The sequence below is a fragment of the Rhodoglobus sp. GW821-FHT12B09 genome, assembly GCF_058809925.1.
The window spans coordinates 226,394-243,794 of record NZ_JBXATB010000003.1; the positions used below are offsets into that span (position 1 = coordinate 226,394).

General features: G+C 70.1%; 17 protein-coding genes. 9 read left to right on the top strand and 8 right to left on the bottom strand.

The window, feature by feature from the left end; all coding sequences use genetic code 11:
- Window positions 1-15 precede the first annotated feature (15 nt).
- From AC1RTC_RS08245 to AC1RTC_RS08255, 3 genes are read right to left on the bottom strand one after another with little or no spacing between them, the layout of a single operon-like run.
- Window positions 16-1,065, bottom strand: a complete 1,050-nt coding sequence (locus tag AC1RTC_RS08245) for an ABC transporter permease (protein WP_493155033.1) — start codon at window positions 1,063-1,065, stop codon at window positions 16-18.
- The gene (locus AC1RTC_RS08250) at window positions 1,065-2,063 is read right to left on the bottom strand and encodes an ABC transporter permease (protein WP_493155034.1); all 999 of its coding nucleotides are present in this window, start codon (window positions 2,061-2,063) and stop codon (window positions 1,065-1,067) included. Before AC1RTC_RS08250 ends, AC1RTC_RS08245 begins: the two co-directional genes overlap by 1 nt.
- On the bottom strand, window positions 2,060-3,577 hold the full coding sequence (locus tag AC1RTC_RS08255; protein ID WP_493155035.1) for a sugar ABC transporter ATP-binding protein: 1,518 nt from the start codon (window positions 3,575-3,577) through the stop codon (window positions 2,060-2,062). The genes AC1RTC_RS08250 and AC1RTC_RS08255 overlap by 4 nt, the downstream gene beginning before the upstream one ends.
- Window positions 3,578-3,912: 335 nt before the next feature.
- On the opposite strand from AC1RTC_RS08255, the gene AC1RTC_RS08260 reads away from it, so the two are divergent.
- From AC1RTC_RS08260 to AC1RTC_RS08275, 4 genes are read left to right on the top strand one after another with little or no spacing between them, the layout of a single operon-like run.
- Window positions 3,913-4,275, top strand: a complete 363-nt coding sequence (locus tag AC1RTC_RS08260; protein WP_493155036.1) for an L-rhamnose mutarotase — start codon at window positions 3,913-3,915, stop codon at window positions 4,273-4,275.
- Window positions 4,272-5,438, top strand: a complete 1,167-nt coding sequence (rhaI, locus tag AC1RTC_RS08265; RefSeq protein WP_493155037.1) for an L-rhamnose isomerase — start codon at window positions 4,272-4,274, stop codon at window positions 5,436-5,438. Before AC1RTC_RS08260 ends, rhaI begins: the two co-directional genes overlap by 4 nt.
- Entirely contained in the window at window positions 5,438-7,480 is a 2,043-nt protein-coding gene (locus AC1RTC_RS08270) for a bifunctional aldolase/short-chain dehydrogenase (protein ID WP_493155038.1), read from the top strand. Before rhaI ends, AC1RTC_RS08270 begins: the two co-directional genes overlap by 1 nt.
- Window positions 7,477-8,874, top strand: coding sequence for a rhamnulokinase (locus tag AC1RTC_RS08275; protein ID WP_493155039.1), 1,398 nt, complete (start codon window positions 7,477-7,479; stop codon window positions 8,872-8,874). The genes AC1RTC_RS08270 and AC1RTC_RS08275 overlap by 4 nt, the downstream gene beginning before the upstream one ends.
- 71 nt (window positions 8,875-8,945) lie before the next feature.
- On the opposite strand, the gene AC1RTC_RS08280 is transcribed toward AC1RTC_RS08275, so the two are convergent.
- From AC1RTC_RS08280 to AC1RTC_RS08290, 3 genes are read right to left on the bottom strand one after another with little or no spacing between them, the layout of a single operon-like run.
- Window positions 8,946-9,785 carry an amidohydrolase family protein gene (locus AC1RTC_RS08280; RefSeq protein WP_493155040.1) on the bottom strand — a complete coding sequence of 280 codons (840 nt, stop codon included), beginning with the start codon at window positions 9,783-9,785 and terminating at the stop codon, window positions 8,946-8,948.
- Window positions 9,786-9,791: 6 nt separating this feature from the next.
- Window positions 9,792-10,544 (bottom strand): SDR family NAD(P)-dependent oxidoreductase, encoded by a 753-nt coding sequence (locus AC1RTC_RS08285; protein ID WP_493155041.1) that lies wholly within the window; start codon window positions 10,542-10,544, stop codon window positions 9,792-9,794.
- A gap of 24 nt (window positions 10,545-10,568) precedes the next feature.
- Window positions 10,569-11,417 carry a fumarylacetoacetate hydrolase family protein gene (locus tag AC1RTC_RS08290; RefSeq protein WP_493155042.1) on the bottom strand — a complete coding sequence of 283 codons (849 nt, stop codon included), beginning with the start codon at window positions 11,415-11,417 and terminating at the stop codon, window positions 10,569-10,571.
- A gap of 77 nt (window positions 11,418-11,494) precedes the next feature.
- Here AC1RTC_RS08290 and AC1RTC_RS08295 point away from each other — a divergent pair, with 77 nt between their 5' ends.
- The 5 genes from AC1RTC_RS08295 (at window position 11,495) to AC1RTC_RS08315 (ending at window position 15,961) form a co-directional block, all read left to right on the top strand.
- Entirely contained in the window at window positions 11,495-12,781 is a 1,287-nt protein-coding gene (locus AC1RTC_RS08295; protein ID WP_493155043.1) for an enolase C-terminal domain-like protein, read from the top strand.
- 52 nt (window positions 12,782-12,833) lie between these two features.
- Window positions 12,834-13,508 (top strand): FadR/GntR family transcriptional regulator, encoded by a 675-nt coding sequence (locus tag AC1RTC_RS08300; RefSeq protein WP_493155044.1) that lies wholly within the window; start codon window positions 12,834-12,836, stop codon window positions 13,506-13,508.
- Between the two features lie 7 nt (window positions 13,509-13,515).
- Window positions 13,516-13,929 carry an RbsD/FucU domain-containing protein gene (locus tag AC1RTC_RS08305; RefSeq protein WP_493155045.1) on the top strand — a complete coding sequence of 138 codons (414 nt, stop codon included), beginning with the start codon at window positions 13,516-13,518 and terminating at the stop codon, window positions 13,927-13,929.
- A gap of 123 nt (window positions 13,930-14,052) precedes the next feature.
- The gene (locus tag AC1RTC_RS08310; RefSeq protein WP_493155046.1) at window positions 14,053-14,694 is read left to right on the top strand and encodes a GntR family transcriptional regulator; all 642 of its coding nucleotides are present in this window, start codon (window positions 14,053-14,055) and stop codon (window positions 14,692-14,694) included.
- Entirely contained in the window at window positions 14,687-15,961 is a 1,275-nt protein-coding gene (locus AC1RTC_RS08315; RefSeq protein WP_493155047.1) for an alpha-hydroxy acid oxidase, read from the top strand. Before AC1RTC_RS08310 ends, AC1RTC_RS08315 begins: the two co-directional genes overlap by 8 nt.
- A 138-nt stretch (window positions 15,962-16,099) precedes the next feature.
- Here AC1RTC_RS08315 and AC1RTC_RS08320 read toward each other — a convergent pair whose 3' ends face one another.
- Entirely contained in the window at window positions 16,100-17,023 is a 924-nt protein-coding gene (locus tag AC1RTC_RS08320; protein ID WP_493155048.1) for a M56 family metallopeptidase, read from the bottom strand.
- Window positions 17,023-17,367 carry a BlaI/MecI/CopY family transcriptional regulator gene (locus AC1RTC_RS08325; protein ID WP_493155049.1) on the bottom strand — a complete coding sequence of 115 codons (345 nt, stop codon included), beginning with the start codon at window positions 17,365-17,367 and terminating at the stop codon, window positions 17,023-17,025. The genes AC1RTC_RS08320 and AC1RTC_RS08325 overlap by 1 nt, the downstream gene beginning before the upstream one ends.
- Between the last annotated feature and the right edge of the window lie 34 nt (window positions 17,368-17,401).

A 17,401-nucleotide genomic window follows, 5' to 3' on the forward strand; every position in this document is an offset into this window, starting at 1 on the left:
GTGTCGCTGGAGGTCCTAGCCCTTGGCGGCGGCGAGGTTCTCCGTTTTCTTGCCGGCCGGTCGCGCGCGCTTGGTGCGCAGCCAGGCCAGGAAGCTTGTTGCCACCACGGACGCGACGAGCAGCGTTCCCGTGATGATGTTGATGACGTCGGAGGTGACGTTGGCGAGCCGCAGCGCACTCGCGAGCACTCCGATGAGGAAGACGCCGCCCAGCGGGCCGACGATCGAGCCGCGCCCGCCGAAGATCGAGACGCCCCCGAGCAGGACGGCCGCGATCACCTGCAGCTCGTAGCCGGTCGCGTTGTCGCCGCGGGCGCTGCTGAAGCGCAGCGTGTAGTAGAGCCCGGCGAGGGCGGAGATCAGGCCGCTCAGCGCGAACAGGATGAACTTGGTGCGCTCGACCTTCACTCCGGAGAACCGGGCGGTCTCGGGGCTGAGGCCGATCGCGAAGATGCCGCGGCCGAAGGGCGTGAAGTGCAGCAGCGCCACGAAGATGATCGCGAGCGCGAGGATCACGATGACCACGCTCGGCACCGAGGTGCCCGCGATCTTCGACTTCGCGAGGTCGGTCCAGAACTCCGTGAACTCGGTGACGGCGGTCGTGCCGAGCAGCCCGACGGCGAGGCCGCGGTAGAGGGCGAGGGTTCCGATGGTGACGGCGAGCGAGGGAAGTCCCACCACCGTGATGAGGAACCCGTTGAGCGCGCCCGCGATGGCGCCCACGACGAGGGCGATCGCGCCGGCCAGGGGGATGGGCATCCCGGACTGGTGCAGTACGCCGAGCGTGACGCTCGCCAGCCCCATGGTGCTCGCGACCGAGAGGTCGATCTCGCCCGTGATGATGATGAGCGTCATCGGCAGGGCGATCAGGAGGATCGGGGTGATGTCGAGCAGCAGGTAGGTCAGCGTGATCGGCTGCGCGAAGTGCGGCACGAAGCTGATCGCGAAGACCACCACGAGCACGAGCGCGGCGATCACCGCTCCCTCGCGCGAGACGAGGAGGCGGCGCCACAGCGGCTGGGCGTAGTCGCGGTACGTGCGGGTGGACACGGTGTTGTCCGTCATCAGATGTTCCTCGCTACCGTGAGTCGTTTGGCCTGTCGCAGTGCGAGCACCCGGTCGAGCACGATCGCGCCGATGATGAGGATGCCGACGACGAACCGCTGCCAGAAGTCCTGCACGCCGAGGATCGGCAGTGCGCGGTTGATGGTGAGCAGCAGGTACGCGCCGATCGCCGCGCCCCACACGCTGCCGCTGCCGCCGAAGATGGCGACCCCGCCGATCACCGCGGCGCCGACGGCCTGCAGCTCGAAGCCGGTGCCGGCCTGCGAGTTGACCGTGCCGTAGCGGGCGGCGTAGAGCACGCCCGCGAGCCCGGCGAGAGCCCCGGAGAGCACGAACGCGACGAGCAGCCGCTGGGTGACCTTGAGGCCGTAGAGGTTCGCGGCATCCGGGTCGGAGCCGATCGCGTAGAGCTCCCGGCCCGCGCGGCGGTTGCGCAGGTACCAGGCGGCGGCCACGAGCACGACCACGGCGATGATGGTGAGCACGGGGATGAAGAGGATCGACTGCGTGCCGAGCGCGAGGAAGGCCTTCGGCATGTCCGAGGAGTTGATGCGGTCGCTGCCGGTCCACACCACGTTGATGCCGCGGTACGCGTAGAGGGTTCCGAGGGTGATCACCAGCGCGGGCACCTTCGCGAACGCGACCAGAGCGCCGTTGACGAGCCCGAGCAGCCCGCCGAAGACGATGCCGACGAGGAACACGACGATGATCGGGATGCCCGGCACATCGATGAACAGGCGGCCGGTGAGGTACGCGGTGAGGCCGAGCACCGAGCCGACCGACAGGTCGACGTTGCGCGTGATGATCACGATGGCCTGGCCGACGGCGAGCAGGAGCAGGATCGACGGCGTCAGCAGCAGGTCGCGGAACCCGTCGGAGCTGAACAGGAACGTCGGGTTCTTGATCGTCGCCGCCGCGATGACGATGACGAGGGCGAGGAGGATGCCCGTCTCGCGCGCCGTCACGAAGGCGCGCAGGCCCCTGGTGAATGAGTTCATCGGGCAACCTCCGCGGCGCTGTGGGTGGCGGCGAACATGACGGTCTCGGCCGTGGCATCCGCCCGGTCGATCTCGGCGGTGATGCTCCCCTCGTGCACGACGAGAACGCGGTCGGCCATGCCGAGCACCTCGGGCAGCTCCGACGAGATCATGATGATCGCCATGCCCTGGCCCGCGAGCTGTGAGAGCAGGCGGTGCACCTCGGCCTTCGTCCCGACGTCGATGCCGCGGGTGGGCTCGTCGACGATGAGCACGCTCGGGTTGGTGGCGAGCCACTTCGCGAGCACGACCTTCTGCTGGTTGCCGCCGCTCAGGGTGCCGGCCTCCGTGTCGAGCGACGCGGTCTTGACCTCGAGGCGGCTGTCCCAGATGCGGGCGGCGGAGTTCTCGGCCCGGTCGGTGATGAACCCGAACCTGGCGAGCGAGCGCTGGATGGCGAGGGTGGTGTTGCGGGCGACGGATGTCTCGAGCACGAGCCCCTGCTTGCGCCGGTCCTCCGGCACGAGCGCCAGACCGAGCTTCATCGCGGCGGCGGGATTGCGGCGCGGCACCTTCGCGCCGTTGATCGTGACCGTTCCGGAGCTGTACGGGTCGACCCCGAACACGGCGCGCGCGATCTCGCTGCGGCCGGCGCCCACGAGGCCCGCGAGTGCGACGATCTCGCCCGACTTCACGGTGAACGACACGTCGTGGAAGACCCCGGGCTGGCTGAGGCCCTCGACCACCAGCACGTCGTCGCCGATCACGGCGTCCTCCTTGGGGAAGAGCGCCGAGACATCCCGGCCGACCATCTGGCGCACGATCTGCTCGACAGTCGTGTCGGCGATCGGGCTGGTGGCGATGTACGCGCCGTCGCGCATGACCGTGACCGTGTCGCACAGGTCGAAGACCTCGTCGAAGCGGTGCGAGATGAAGAGGAGCGCGCGCCCCTCGTCGCGCAGGCTGCGGGCGACGGTGAAGAGGCGCTCGACCTCGACGCCGGAGAGGGCGGCGGTCGGCTCGTCCATCACCAGGACCTTGGCGTCGAGCGAGATGGCCTTGGCGATCTCGATGATCTGCTGGTCGGCGATGGAGAGGCCGAGGGTGGGGCGGTCGGGGTCGATGCGCACGCCCAGCCGCGAGAAGAGCCCGACGGCCTCCTCGCGCATCAGCTTGCGGTCGATGCGGCCCAGCGAGCGGGTGGGCTGGCGGCCCATGAAGATGTTCTCGGTGACCGAGAGGTCGGGGAAGAGCGTGGGCTCCTGGTAGATGACCGCGATGCCGGCGGCCTTCGACTGCGCGGTCGAGCTGAAGTCGACGCTCTCGCCGTCGAGCAGGAACTCGCCGGTGTCGCGCTGGTACAGGCCGGCGATGATCTTGACGAGGGTGGACTTGCCAGCGCCGTTCTCGCCCACGAGCGCGTGGATCGAGTTCCTGCGCAGCTGGAGGGTCCCGTTGGTCAGGGCGATGACCGCGCCGAAGGCCTTCGCTATTCGCGAGAGCTCGAGAGCGGGCGGCTCGGTGCTGTTCGACATCGTCGTCATTACCTCTGGTGGAAGTGGATCGTTTCAAACTGAATCGATTCAGTTCGGTGTTCAGTCACGATAGAGGCAGCGGAGCGCGACGTCAACTGCGGCTTTCGCCGGACCGGCCCGCCGAGCATCCCGCCAGCCCGTCACCGCGTGCCGCGCTACAGCTTCTGCGTGGCGCGCCAGCAATTTCAGTCGCGCGGCGCGAATCCTGTAGCGCGAGCGAGGTGGCGGCCCCCGCCAGCACCCGGGGAACGGCCCCGCAGAGGCGCCTCGCACGGAGCGGGCTTGCGCTGCAGTCGGCACTGGATCTAATCTCATCGCGTAGTTAAAACGATTCAATGGCGAAAGGACGGGTCACAGTGCAGCGCGTCTGCTTCCAGCTTCAGGTGAAGCCCGACCGGCTCGCCGAGTACCGCGAGCGCCACGCCGCGGTCTGGCCGGAGATGCTCCAGGCCATCGCCGACTCAGGGCGGCACAACTACTCCCTCTTCCTCCGGGAGGACGGCATGCTCATCGGCTACTACGAGACCGAGTCGGTCGCCGCATCCCAGGCAGCCCTCGAGGCCGACCCGCGCACCGCCTCATGGGAGGCCGACATGGCCGGCTTCTTCGTGAGCCTCGACGGCCGGCCCGACCAGAACTCCCTCCGGCTCACGGAGATCTTCAACCTCGAACACCAGCTAGAAAAGGACAACTCGTGACCAGCTTCGACACGATCGCACCGCGCCTCGCGGAGCAGGCGATCGAACTTCCCTCCTGGGCCTTCGGCAACTCGGGCACCCGCTTCAAAGTGTTCGGCACCCCCGGCACCCCTCGCACACCGCAGGAGAAGATCGCCGACGCCGCCCAGGTCAACAAGTACACGGCGCTCTCCCCGACCGTCGCCCTGCACATCCCCTGGGACAAGGTCGACGACTACAAGGCCCTGGGCGACTTCGCGCAGGAGCACGGCGTGAAGCTCGGCACGATCAACTCGAACACGTTCCAGGACGACGACTACAAGTTCGGCTCGCTCACGCACACCGATGCCGCGGTCCGCCAGAAGGCGATCGACCACCACTTCGAGTGCATCGACATCATGAATGCGACCGGATCCCGCGACCTCAAGATCTGGCTCGCCGACGGCACCAACTACCCCGGCCAGGGCGACATCCGCGGTCGGCAGGACCGCCTCGCCGACTCGCTCGAGAAGATCTACGCGCGCATCGGTGAGAACCAGCGCCTGGTGCTCGAGTACAAGTTCTTCGAGCCGGCGTTCTACCACACCGACGTCCCGGACTGGGGCACCAGCTACGCCCAGGTGGCCGCACTCGGCGACCGCGCGCTCGTGTGCCTCGACACGGGCCACCACGCGCCCGGCACCAACATCGAGTTCATCGTCATGCAGCTGCTGCGCCTCGGCAAGCTCGGCTCGTTCGACTTCAACTCGCGCTTCTACGCCGACGACGACCTGATCGTGGGTGCGGCGGACCCGTTCCAGCTGTTCCGGATCCTCTTCGAGGTCGTCCGCGGCGGCGGCTACGGCACGGAGTCGGGCGTCGCCTTCATGCTCGACCAGTGCCACAACGTCGAGGACAAGATCCCCGGCCAGATCCGCTCCGTTCTCAATGTGCAGGAGATGACCGCGCGAGCGCTGCTCGTCGACCTCGACGCGCTCAAGACCGCGCAGGACGCGGGCGACGTGCTCGGCGCCAACGGCATCCTGATGGACGCGTTCTACACGGATGTGCGCGGCGACCTCGCTGCGTGGCGCGAGTCGCGCGGCCTGGCGGGCGACCCGATGGCGGCGTACGCGGCATCCGGCTACCAGAAGCAGATCGCGGCAGAGCGCGTCGGCGGCGTGCAGGCGGGATGGGGCGCCTGATGGTTTCGACAAGCTCAACCAGCGCGGAACTCGTGGCCCGCAGCAACCGCCTCGGGTCAGACCCCCGCGTCACCAACTACGCCGGCGGCAACACCTCCGCCAAGGGCACCGAGACCGACCCCGTCACGGGCGAGCCGGTCGAGCTGCTCTGGGTGAAGGGCTCCGGCGGCGACCTCGGCACGCTCACCGAGTCGGGGCTCGCAGTCCTCCGCCTCGACCGCCTCCGCGCGCTCGTCGACGTCTACCCGGGCGTCGACCGCGAGGACGAGATGGTCGCGGCCTTCGACTTCACCCTCCACGGCAAGGGCGGGGCCGCCCCCTCCATCGACACGGCCATGCACGGCCTCGTCGATGCGGCCCACGTCGACCACCTGCATCCCGACTCGGGCATCGCGTTCGCGACCGCCAAGGACGGCGAGAAGCTGACCAAGAAGGCCTTCGGCGACAAGGTCGCCTGGGTCGACTGGCGCCGCCCCGGCTTCCAGCTCGGCCTCGACATCGCGGCGATCAAGGCGGCCAACCCGCAGGCGATCGGCGTCATCCTCGGCGGCCACGGCATCACCGCGTGGGGCGCGACGAGCAAGGAGGCCGAGAAGAACAGCCTCTGGATCATCAAGACCGCGGAGGAGTACATCGCCGCCAAGGGCAAGAAGGCGCCGTTCGGCCGCACGATCGCGAAGAACGCCGCACTGCCCGTCGCTGAGCGCCACGCCAAGGCCGCCGCGATCGCCGCGCACATCCGCGGCCTCGCCTCCACGGACGACCCCAAGGTCGGCCACTACAACGACTCCGACGTGGTGCTCGACTTCCTGGCCGCCGCGGACTACCAGAGGCTCGCGGCCCTCGGCACGAGCTGCCCCGACCACTTCCTGCGCACCAAGGTCAAGCCGCTCGCGCTCGACCTGCCGTCGAGCGCGACGGTCGAGGCGACCCTCGCGCGCCTCGACGTGCTGCACGAGCAGTACCGCAAGGACTACGCGAAGTACTACGACAAGCACGCGGTCGCCGACTCCCCCGCCATGCGCGGCGCCGACCCGGCCATCGTGCTCGTGCCCGGTGTCGGCATGTTCAGCTACGGCGCCAACAAGCAGACCGCGCGCGTGGCAGGCGAGTTCTACGTCAACGCGATCAACGTCATGCGCGGCGCCGAGGCCATCTCGACCTACTCCCCCATCAGCGACGCGGAGAAGTTCCGCATCGAGTACTGGGCGCTCGAAGAGGCGAAGCTGGCCCGGATGCCCAAGCCGAAGCCGCTCGCCGGCCGCATCGCCCTCGTCACCGGGGCCGCCAGCGGCATCGGCAAGGCCATCGCCACCCGTCTCGCAGCGGAGGGCGCCTGCGTCGTGATCGCGGACCTCGACCTCGCCAAGGCGCAGGAGGCTGCCGCCGAGCTCGGCGGCAGCGACGTGGCCGTGGGCATCGTCGCGAACGTGACGGACGAGGCGGCTGTGCAGTCCGCGATCGACCAGACCGTGCTCGCGTTCGGCGGCCTCGACCTCGTCGTGAACAACGCCGGCCTCTCGCTGTCGAAGAGCCTTCTCGAGACCACGGTCGCGGACTGGGACCTGCAGCACAACGTCATGGCGAAGGGCTCGTTCCTGGTCTCGCGGGCCGCCGCGAAGGTGCTCATCGACCAGAAGCTCGGCGGCGACATCATCTACATCTCGTCGAAGAACTCGGTGTTCGCCGGGCCGAACAACATCGCGTACTCGGCCACCAAGGCCGACCAGGCCCACCAGGTACGGCTGTTGGCGGCCGAGCTCGGCGAGTACGGCGTGAAGGTCAACGGCATCAACCCCGACGGGGTCGTCCGCGGGTCCGGCATCTTCGCCGGTGGCTGGGGCGCCAAGCGCGCCGCCGTCTACGGCGTGCCCGAGGAGGAGCTGGGCAAGTACTACGCCCAGCGCACCCTGCTCAAGCGCGAGGTGCTCCCCGAGAACGTGGCGAACGCGGTGTTCGTGCTCTGCACGAGCGACCTGAGCCACACGACCGGCCTCCACATCCCCGTGGACGCGGGCGTCGCGGCGGCGTTCCTGCGATGACCGCAGCCGTCGCAGCAGTCGATCTGGGTGCCACCAGCGGCCGGGTCATGCTGGGGCACGTCGGCCACAACGAGTTGAGCGTGCGCCCGGTCGCCCGGTTCCCCAACGGTCCGGTGCGCGCGGGGACGGACCTGCACTGGGACGCGACCGGCCTGCACGTGCGCATCCTCGAGGGGCTCGCGAGCGCCCTCCGCGAGGAGCACGGCGTCACGAGCATCGGCGTGGACTCGTGGGCAGTCGACTACGCGCTCATCAAGGACGGCCAGCGCCTCGGCGAGCCCTTCCACTACCGCGACGAGCGCAACCAGCGCGCCGCGGACCGCGTGCACCAGAGCGTGACCCCCGCCGAGCTGTACGCCGCGAACGGCCTGCAGTTCCTGCCGTTCAACACCCTGTACCAGTTCAGTGCAGAGACAGACCTCGACTCCGCCGACTCCTTCCTCCTCATCCCCGACCTGGTGAACTTCTGGCTCACCGGCCGGCAGTTCGCGGAGCGCACGAACGCGTCGACGACCGGCCTGCTCTCCATTGCGACCGGCGAGTGGGATGACGCGCTCATCGAGCGGCTCGGACTGCCGAGGCGGCTCTTCCCGCAGCTCGTCGACGCCGGGTCCCTCGTCGGCCCGCTCGACCCCGCGGTGGCGCAGCAGATCGGCGCGACGGGGCCGATCTCGGTCACGAGCGTCGGCTCGCACGACACGGCGTCGGCCGTGGTGGCGATCCCCGCGCAGACCGACGAGTTCGCCTACATCTCGTGCGGCACCTGGGGCCTCGTGGGGGTCGAGCTCGAGCATCCCGTGCTCACCGAGGCGAGCCGGGCGGCGAACTTCACCAACGAGGGGGGCGTCGACGGCCGCGTGCGCTACCTGCACAACGTGATGGGCCTGTGGCTGCTGAGCGAGTGCGTGCGGGAGTGGAGGCACGACGACCTGCCCGGCCTGCTGTCCGCGGCGGCCGCGCTCGAGACCCCGGTCGGGGTGTTCGACGCCAACGACCCCGTGTTCCTCGCGCCCGACGGCATGCCCGAGCGCATCGCGGCCTGGCTGCGCGAGCACGGCCAGCCGGTGCCGGCGACCCCGGTGGAGTACGTCCGCAGCATCGTCGAGAGCCTCGCCGTGGCGTTCGCCGCCGCCGTGCGCACCGCGAGCGAGCTCTCCGGTAAGACCGTCCGCGTGATCCACATCGTGGGCGGCGGCTCGCAGAACGAGCTGCTCTGCCAGCTCACCGCCGACCGCAGCGGGCTGCCCGTCCTGGCCGGCCCTGTCGAGGCCACCGCGATCGGGAACGTGCTCGTGCAGGCCCGCGCCCAGGGCTTCACGTCGGGCTCTCTCGAGTCGCTGCGCGCCCTGGTGGCCGCAGCCTTCTCACCGAAGCGGTACAGCCCCCGAGGGTGACACCTTCTCCCGGCGGACTGTGGTGGGCCGCCGGGAGACTCACCCCTCGGTGCCTCTCGCGAGCCTCTGACTCAGCGGGCCAGCCCGTAGACCCGCGTCGCGGTGCCGCTGAACAGCTCCCGCTGCTCAGCGGGCGAGAGGGCCGCCGTCGCCGACCTGGCGAGCTCGACCACCTCGCCGTAGCTCGCGGCCAGTAGCGAGACAGGCCAGTCCGAGCCGAACATGCAGCGCTCGGCGCCGAACAGCTCCAGCACCGCGTCGATGTACCTCGGTATGCCCTGCTCGCGCCACAGCGAATGGGAGGCCTCGGTCACCAGCCCCGAGACCTTGCACGCCACGTTCTCGTGGGCCGCGAGCGCGGCGAGGTCCGCGTGCCAGTGGCTCCACTCCCCCTCCGCGATGCCGGGCTTGGCGGCGTGGTCCACCACGAACTGCACGCCGGGCAGCGCTCGCACGAGGCGCTCCGCCGCTGCCGACTCCTCGCGCTTGATCAGCAGGTCGTAGACCAGCCCCGCCTCCCCCACGGAGCGCACGCCGTCGACGACCTCCGGGCGCGCGAGCCAGCCGCGATCCGGGCCGCCCTGCGCCGGGTGCCGGATGCCCCGCACGAGAGCACTGCGCTCGACGAGCTGCGCGAGCCGGTCGCCGACTCCCGCGCTGTCGAGCGCGACCCAGCCCACGACGCCGACGATCTCGGGCGCGGACTCGGCCAGCGCCACGAGCCAGTCGGTCTCCTCGTCGGTCGTCGCGGCCTGCACCACGACCGTCCCGGTGACCCCCGTCCCGGCGATCGCGCCGCGGAGGTCGTCGACCACGAACGGCCGGTCCAGTACTGCGTCGCCCGCCATCCAGGGGTACTCGCGGGCCCGCGGGTCCCAGAGGTGGTGGTGGGCGTCAATCGCCGCAAACATCGGACCTCACTCCGGGCGGAGCCTGAGGTTCTGCATCCCGCCGTCCACCGCGATGCTCGTGCCCGTGGTCGAGCCTGAGCTCGGGCTCGCGAGGTACAGGATCGCGCCGGCGATCTCCTCGCCGGAGACCAGGCGGCCGTGGGGCTGCCGCGCGTTGAGGGCGACGCGCTCCGCGCCCGGGTCGTCGGCCTTCTGCAGCAGTCGGTTCACCCAGGGGGTGTCGGCCGTGCCCGGGTTGACGCAGTTCACCCGCACGCCCTCGCGCAGGTGGTCCGCAGCCATCGCCCGGGTCAGCGCGAGAACGGCGCCCTTGGAGGCGCTGTACAGCGCGCGCTGGGGCAGCCCTGCGGTCGCCGCGACCGAGCACGTGTTGACGATCGCCGCCGCCGAAGACTTCCGCAGGTGCGGCAGGGCCGCGCGGCTCACCCGCGCCATGCCGACCACGTTGATGTCGAACACGCGGGCCCACTCGTCGTCGGAGTTGTCCTCGACGGTACCCTGCGCTCCGATTCCCGCGTTGTTGACGACGATGTCGATGCCGCCGTACTGGGCGACCACGGCCTCGACGCCGGCACGGACGGAGGCGTCGTTGCTCACATCCGCGACGACGCCGAGAGACGCGGGATGCGCGGTCGCGACGTCGATGTCGAACACCGCGACGCGGGCACCCCGGTCGATGAGCTGGCTCACGACGGCGGCGCCGATTCCGGACGCCCCGCCCGTGACGATGGCGACAAGGCCGTCGAACTCCTTGGACATTTCTCTTCCTCTCCCTCGGGCGGCCTACGCCTGCCCGAACACCTGTCGCTGGTGGCCCAGGCCCTCGATCTCGATCTCGACGACGTCCCCGGCCTTGAGGTACGGGAAGCGGCCGGAGAGGCCGACGCCCTCGGGCGTGCCGGTCAGGATCACGTCGCCCGGCTCGAGCGCCAGGAACTGGCTCAGGTGCCAGATGAGGAAGTCGACCGGGAAGATCAGGTCGGCGGTGTTCGAGTCCTGCCGCGGCTCGCCGTTGACCCAGCTGCGCAGTCGGAGGTTCGCGGGGTCGACGTCCTCGGGCGTGACGAGCCACGGGCCGAGCGGGCTGAAGCCCGGCGCCGACTTGCCCTTGCTCCACTGGCCGCCGGAGACCTCGAGCTGGAACTCGCGCTCGGAGAGGTCGTTCGCGACGAGGTAGCCGGCGATGTGGTCCGCCGAGTCGGCGGGCGAGTCGAGGTACAGGGCGCGCTTGCTGATCACGACGCCGAGCTCGACCTCCCAGTCGGTCTTGGTGCTCTTGCGCGGGATGTCGACCGGGTCGTTCGGCCCGCCCACAGTATTGGGGGTCTTGAGGAACAGCACGGGGCTGGTCGGCGGCTGCGAGCCGGACTCGAGCGCGTGCGCCGCGTAGTTCATGCCGATGCACAGGATGGTGCCCGGCCGCGAGATCGGCGAGCCGATGCGGAGGTCGGCAGCGCCGTCGAGCACCGGCAGGCTCCCGCTGGCGACCGCGGCGCGGATCCGGTCGAGCGCTCCGCCCTCGAGCGAGGCGGGTGTGATGTCGTCTACCGCCCCGGAGAGGTCGTAGTAGGTGCCATCGACGACCAGAACGGGAGTCTCCTGCCCGGGCTCGCCCAGTCTTGCCAGCTTCATCAACTTCTCCGTCTCATGTTTGACACTGCATACATCCGATCTTTAGGCTCGGCACAACCATACAGGGAGGAAACCCCGTGTCCAGAGTCATCGAGTTCGAGACCATTGACGTTCGGTTTCCGACCTCGGCGCTGCTCGACGGCTCCGACGCCATGAACCCGGATCCGGACTATTCCGCCGCGTACGTGCGCATCGGCACCGACGCGCAGGACGGCCTCGAGGGCCATGCCTTCGTCTTCACCATCGGGCGCGGCAACGACGTCGAGGTCGCCGCGATCGACGCGCTGAAGGGCTACCTCCTCGGCCGCGACGTCGAGGCGCTCCTCTCCGACCTGGGCGGGCTGTGGCACGAGCTCGTCTACGACTCCCAACTGCGCTGGCTCGGGCCCGAGAAGGGCGTCATGCACATGGCCATCGGCGCCGTGGTCAACGCGTTCTGGGATCTCAAGGCCAAGCGCGCCGGGATGCCCCTCTGGCAGCTCCTCGCGCGGCTGAGCCCCGAGGAGCTCGTCGACCTCGTGGACTTCCGCTACCTCTCGGACGCCCTCACCCGGGACGAGGCGCTGGCCATCCTCCGGGCGGCCGAGCCCGGCCGAGCCGAGCGCGAGGCGCTCCTGCTCGCGGAGGGCTACCCCGCGTACACCACCACCCCGGGCTGGCTCGGGTACTCCGACGAGAAGCTCGAGCGCCTCTGCCGCGAGGCCGTCGCCGAGGGGTTCCAGCAGATCAAGCTCAAGGTGGGCGGCGACCGCGGCGACGACCGCCGCCGCCTGGCTATCGCCCGCGAGGCCGTGGGCCCGGGCATCCGGATCGCAGTCGATGCCAACCAGCGCTGGGACCGCGACGAGGCGATCGAGTGGATCCGCGAGCTGGAGCCCTTCGACCTGGCCTGGGTCGAAGAGCCGACGAACCCCGACGACGTGCTCGCCCACGCGGCGATCGCGCGGGCCGTCTCACCCATCCCGATCGCCACGGGCGAGCACGGGGGCGGTCGCGTGATGTTCAAGCAGTTCCTGCAGGCCGAGGCACTCCAGGTGCTCCAGATCGACGCCACCCGGGTTGCGGGCGTCAACGAGAACATCGCCATCCTGCTTCTCGCCGCCAAGTTCGGGGTGCGGGTCTGCCCGCACGCCGGCGGCGTCGGCCTGTGCGAGGCGGTGCAGCATCTCGCCATGTTCGACCTCATCGCGGTGTCCGGCCGTCTCGACGACCGGGTGATCGAGTTCGTGGACCACCTGCACGAGCACTTCGTCACCCCGATCGAGGTGCACTCCGGCCGCTACTGGGCGCCCACCGCGCCCGGCGGCGGGACCGAGATGCTCCGCGCCTCGATCGACGAGTACACGTTCCGCGCCGATGGCTGAGCCCCGCCGGGCCAGCGCGAGCGCCATGGTCAGGCGACTCTAGGATGTCGACATGGCGGTGACCGACGAGGCGATCCTTCGGATCAAGGAGATGATCGTCTCCGGCGACCTCCAGCCCGGCCAGCGACTGCCGCCGGAGAAGGAGCTGAGCGAGCGCCTCGGCCTCTCGCGCAACTCGCTGCGCGAGGCGGTGAAGGGCCTCGAGCTCATCAAGGTGCTCGACGTGCGCCAGGGGGACGGCACCTACGTGACCAGCCTGGAGCCCCACCTGCTGCTCGAGGCGATGTCGTTCGTGGTCGACCTGCACCACGACCAGTCGATCATCGAGATCTTCGAGGTGCGCCGCGTGCTCGAGCCGCACGCGGCGTGGCGAGCGGCTCGCGACATCACCGACGAGCAGATCGCCGCGCTCCGGGAGATGCTCTCCGCTGTCGACGAGTCCACCCCGGTGGAGGAGCTCGTGGCGCACGACATCGAGTTCCACCGCCTCATTAGCCAGGCCGGCGGCAACGCGTACCTCGCCAGCCTCCTCGACGGGATGTCGAGCTCGACCATCCGCGCCCGGGTGTGGCGCGGCATCACCGAGGATCGGGCCGTCACACGGACGCTCGAGGAGCACCGCGCGATCCTCGATGCCCTCGCCTCGCGGGACCCCGAGATGACGAGGTCCTGGGTCACCGTCCACGTGAGCGGCATCGAGTCCTGGCTCCACACCGCACTGAACTGAGAGACCGATGCTGAACACCGACCTCATCCACCCGCAGTTGCTCGCCGCCCTCGGTCGCGCCGGGCACGGTTCGAAGATCATGCTCTCCGACGGCAACTTCCCGCACGGCACCGGGGCGAACCCGGCGGCGGAGCGCATCTACCTCAACGTCGCGCCCGGGCTGCTGCGGGTGGACCAGGTGCTCGCGCCCCTCCTCGCCACTGTGCCGGTGGAGGCGGCCGAGGTCATGGCGTCGCCCGACGGCGAGGTCGAGGCGGTCGCCGGGTACCGCGCGATGCTGCCGGGCGTTCCCTTCACCACTCACGAGCGCCTTGAGTTCTACGCGGCGGCGCGGGCATCGGATGTCGCAATCGTGATCGCCACGGGCGACCAGCGCGTGTTCGCGAACCTGCTGTTGACGATCGGCGTGCGCGCGGGTTGAGTAGGGCGCTCTGGCGCGCGTATCGAAACCGCGGGTTGAACTGCCGGTTTCGATATGGCCGCGGGCGGCCTACTCAACCCACCGTTAGGATTGTCTGACAATCTGCTAGATTGCTAGACAATCATGACAACCGAGTCCACCGCTGTACTCCCCGGCGCCATCGCCGAGCAGCTGCGCGCCCGCATCATCGCGCAGCTCGAGGCGCCCGGCTCCACGATCACAGAGTCCGCCGTCGCCGTCCGCTTCGGCGTCGCGCGGCCCACGGCGCGCATTGCCATCGAACGGCTCGTGGCCGACGGCATCCTGCGCCGCGAGGCGCACCGGGCCGCGCGGGTGCCCGAGCTCGGGCGCGAGGACATCCTCGACCTCTACACGACCCGCGCGATCGTCGAGGGCGCGGCGGCCGCCCGGCTCGCGAGCGGCGGCACCATCCCGGCACGGGCGCTCGAGGCGCACCGCGCTCTCTCCGCCACGGACGAGTTCGCGCCGCACGACATCGCGTTCCACCGCTCACTCGTCGAGGGGCAGGACAGCCCCCGGCTCGCACACCTCCACGGCCTGCTCATGGGAGAGGTGGAGCTCTGCATCGGCCAGGTGCAGGCGGCCCACCTCCTGACCACCGCCGAGGTCGCCGCCCAGCACCAGGGCATCCTCGACGCCATCACCGCCGGCGACCCGACCACCGCCGAACGACTCGCCCGCGAGCACATCGAGTACTCGCGAGACGCCCTCCTCACCCACCTGGATAGGAAAGCCCATGGTTAAGCGCCAGTTCCCCAACCCCGTCGAGCTCGCCAAGCTCATGAAGTTCAAGGCGCCGGAGCTCAACGGCAAGAAGCGCCGCCTCGACGCCGCCCTCACCATCTACGACCTCCGCGACATCGCGAAGCGCCGCACCCCGAAGGCCGCCTTCGACTACACGGACGGCTCGGCCGAGGGCGAGCTGTCGCTCGCCCGCGCGCGGCAGGCGTTCGAGGACATTGAGTTCCACCCCTCGATCCTCCGCGACGTGTCGAAGCTCGACACCACCACGAGCGTCCTCGGCGGCACCTCCTCGATGCCGTTCGGCATCGCCCCGACCGGCTTCACGCGCCTCATGCAGACCGAGGGCGAGATCGCGGGCGCCGGCGCGGCCGCGGCGGCGGGCATCCCGTTCACGCTCTCGACCCTGGGCACCTCCACCATTGAGGCGGTGAAAGAGGCGAACCCGAACGGGCGCAACTGGTTCCAGCTCTACGTGATGCGGCAGCGCGAGATCTCCTACGGCCTGGTCGAACGAGCGGCGGCGGCGGGATTCGACACGCTCATGTTCACCGTCGACACCCCGGTGGCGGGCGCCCGACTGCGCGACAAGCGCAACGGCTTCTCCATCCCGCCGCAGCTCACGCCGGGGACGATCATCAACGCGATCCCGCGGCCGTGGTGGTGGTGGGACTTCCTGACCACGCCTCCGCTCGAGTTCGCGTCGCTCGCCTCGACCGGCGGCACCGTGGGCGAGCTGCTCGACTCCGCGATGGACCCGTCGATCAACTTCGAGGACCTGAAGATCATCCGCGCCATGTGGCCCGGCAAGATCGTGATCAAGGGCGTTCAGAACGTCGAGGACTCACGCCGCCTTGCCGATCTCGGCGTCGACGGCATCCTGCTCTCCAACCACGGCGGCCGCCAGCTCGACCGCGCGCCCATCCCGTTCCACCTCCTGCCCGAAGTGGTGCGCGAGGTCGGCAACGACACCGAGGTCATGGTCGACACCGGCATCATGAACGGCGCGGATGTCGTCGCCGCCATGGCGCTCGGAGCCAAGTTCACCCTCATCGGCCGCGCCTACCTGTACGGCCTCATGGCCGGCGGGCGCGCGGGAGTCGACCGCACGATCCAGATCCTCTCGGACCAGGTCGTCCGCACGATGAAGCTCCTCGAGGTCGCGTCGATCGCCGAGCTCGAGCCCAAGCACGTGACGCAGCTGCAGCGGCTGGTGCCGCGGGCCGTGCCGCAGTCGTTCGAGGCGCCCGTGAAGCGCGCGGCTGGTTGAGTAGGCCGTCCGCGGCCGTATCGAAACCGACGTAGACCGCGGTCGACGAGAAGCCCGTAGCGGAGGACGGCGCGCCGGCCGAAGGCCATCCCGAGCCCGTCGCGCGGCGTGGCGTCCTCCGTAACGAAGGGGCCGCGGCTACAGCAGCGCGACGAGCGCCGGGGCGAGCAGCAGCACCGTCGGCACGGCGAGCAGCGCGACCGCCACGGCGACCACGAGCGCCTCGACCGCCCGGGGCAGGGGCGCCGCGTCGAGGCGCGAGAGGCGGGCGCCGAGTTCGGTGACGGATGCCTCGCCGCCCCACTCCGCCGGGCCGGGCTCGGCCACGGGGCGGTCCTGGCCGGCGCCGACGAGCACGATCGCGCGCGCGAGCACCCCGTCGGGGACGGCCCTGCGGGCGGTGTCGTCCGCGAGCATCTCCACGAGCATCCCGACCTCGCGCTGGGCGCGGAACGCGATCGGGAACCACGGGAGCGACGCGTACCAGGCACGGAACAGCACGAGCACGACGTCGTGCCGCTGGGTGACGTGCGCCTTCTCGTGCTCGATGACCGCCTCCATCTCGTCGTCGGAGAGCAGCGCGACCAGTCCGGCGGAGACGACGGTGATGGAGCGCAGCGCGCCGGGCAGGCAGTAGGCGACGGGCGCCGGGCTGTCGAGCAGGCGCGCGCCGGACTCGAGCGGCGAGCTCAGCAGCCGGACGAGCTGCTCGTGCCGGCGGCGCTGGCGCTCCGACCGCACCACGGTCAGCACGAGGTTCAGCAGCAGGTGCCCGGTGAGGAGCGCGGCACCGGCCAGCGCGAGGGCGTTCCACGACTCGATGCGGTCCACCTCGCCGGTCACGAGGTTCACGGAGGCGGTGAGGAGGTCGGGGCCGAACGGCGCGAGCCCGAAAGTGAGCAGCGCGCCGATCATGGAGAGGCCTCCCGCGATCGCGATGGCCTGCCACAGCACGAGCGCGGCGGCCGGGGAGCGGGACGGCCAGGCGGCGCGGGCGAGGAGGAGGGGGACCGGCCACGCCAGCAGCACCGCCAGAGCGGCGAGCGCGATCGGCGCGATCACTAGCTGCCGAGCAGGCGGCGGAGGGTCTCGGCCTCCTCGGGGCTGACCTGGCCGACGAACCGCTCGAGCACGGCCGTGCGGTCGGAGGCACCGCCGAGCACCTCGTGCATGAGGTCGGCCATGTGCTCCTCGCGGCTTGCCGCTGCACGGTACTGGTGCGGGCGGGCATCCCGCGAGCGCTTCACGAAGCCCTTGTTCTCAAGGCGGGAGAGCACAGTGAGGATCGTGGTCGACGCGAGCTTGCGGTCGGCGAGCTCCTCCTGCAGGTCGTACGCGGAGAGGCTCGCGTCGTTCGCCCACAGCAGTTCCATGATCGATCGCTCGAGCTCGCCCAGGGTTGCCATGCGGACCATTCTACGCACAGTAGAAAAGTTTTCT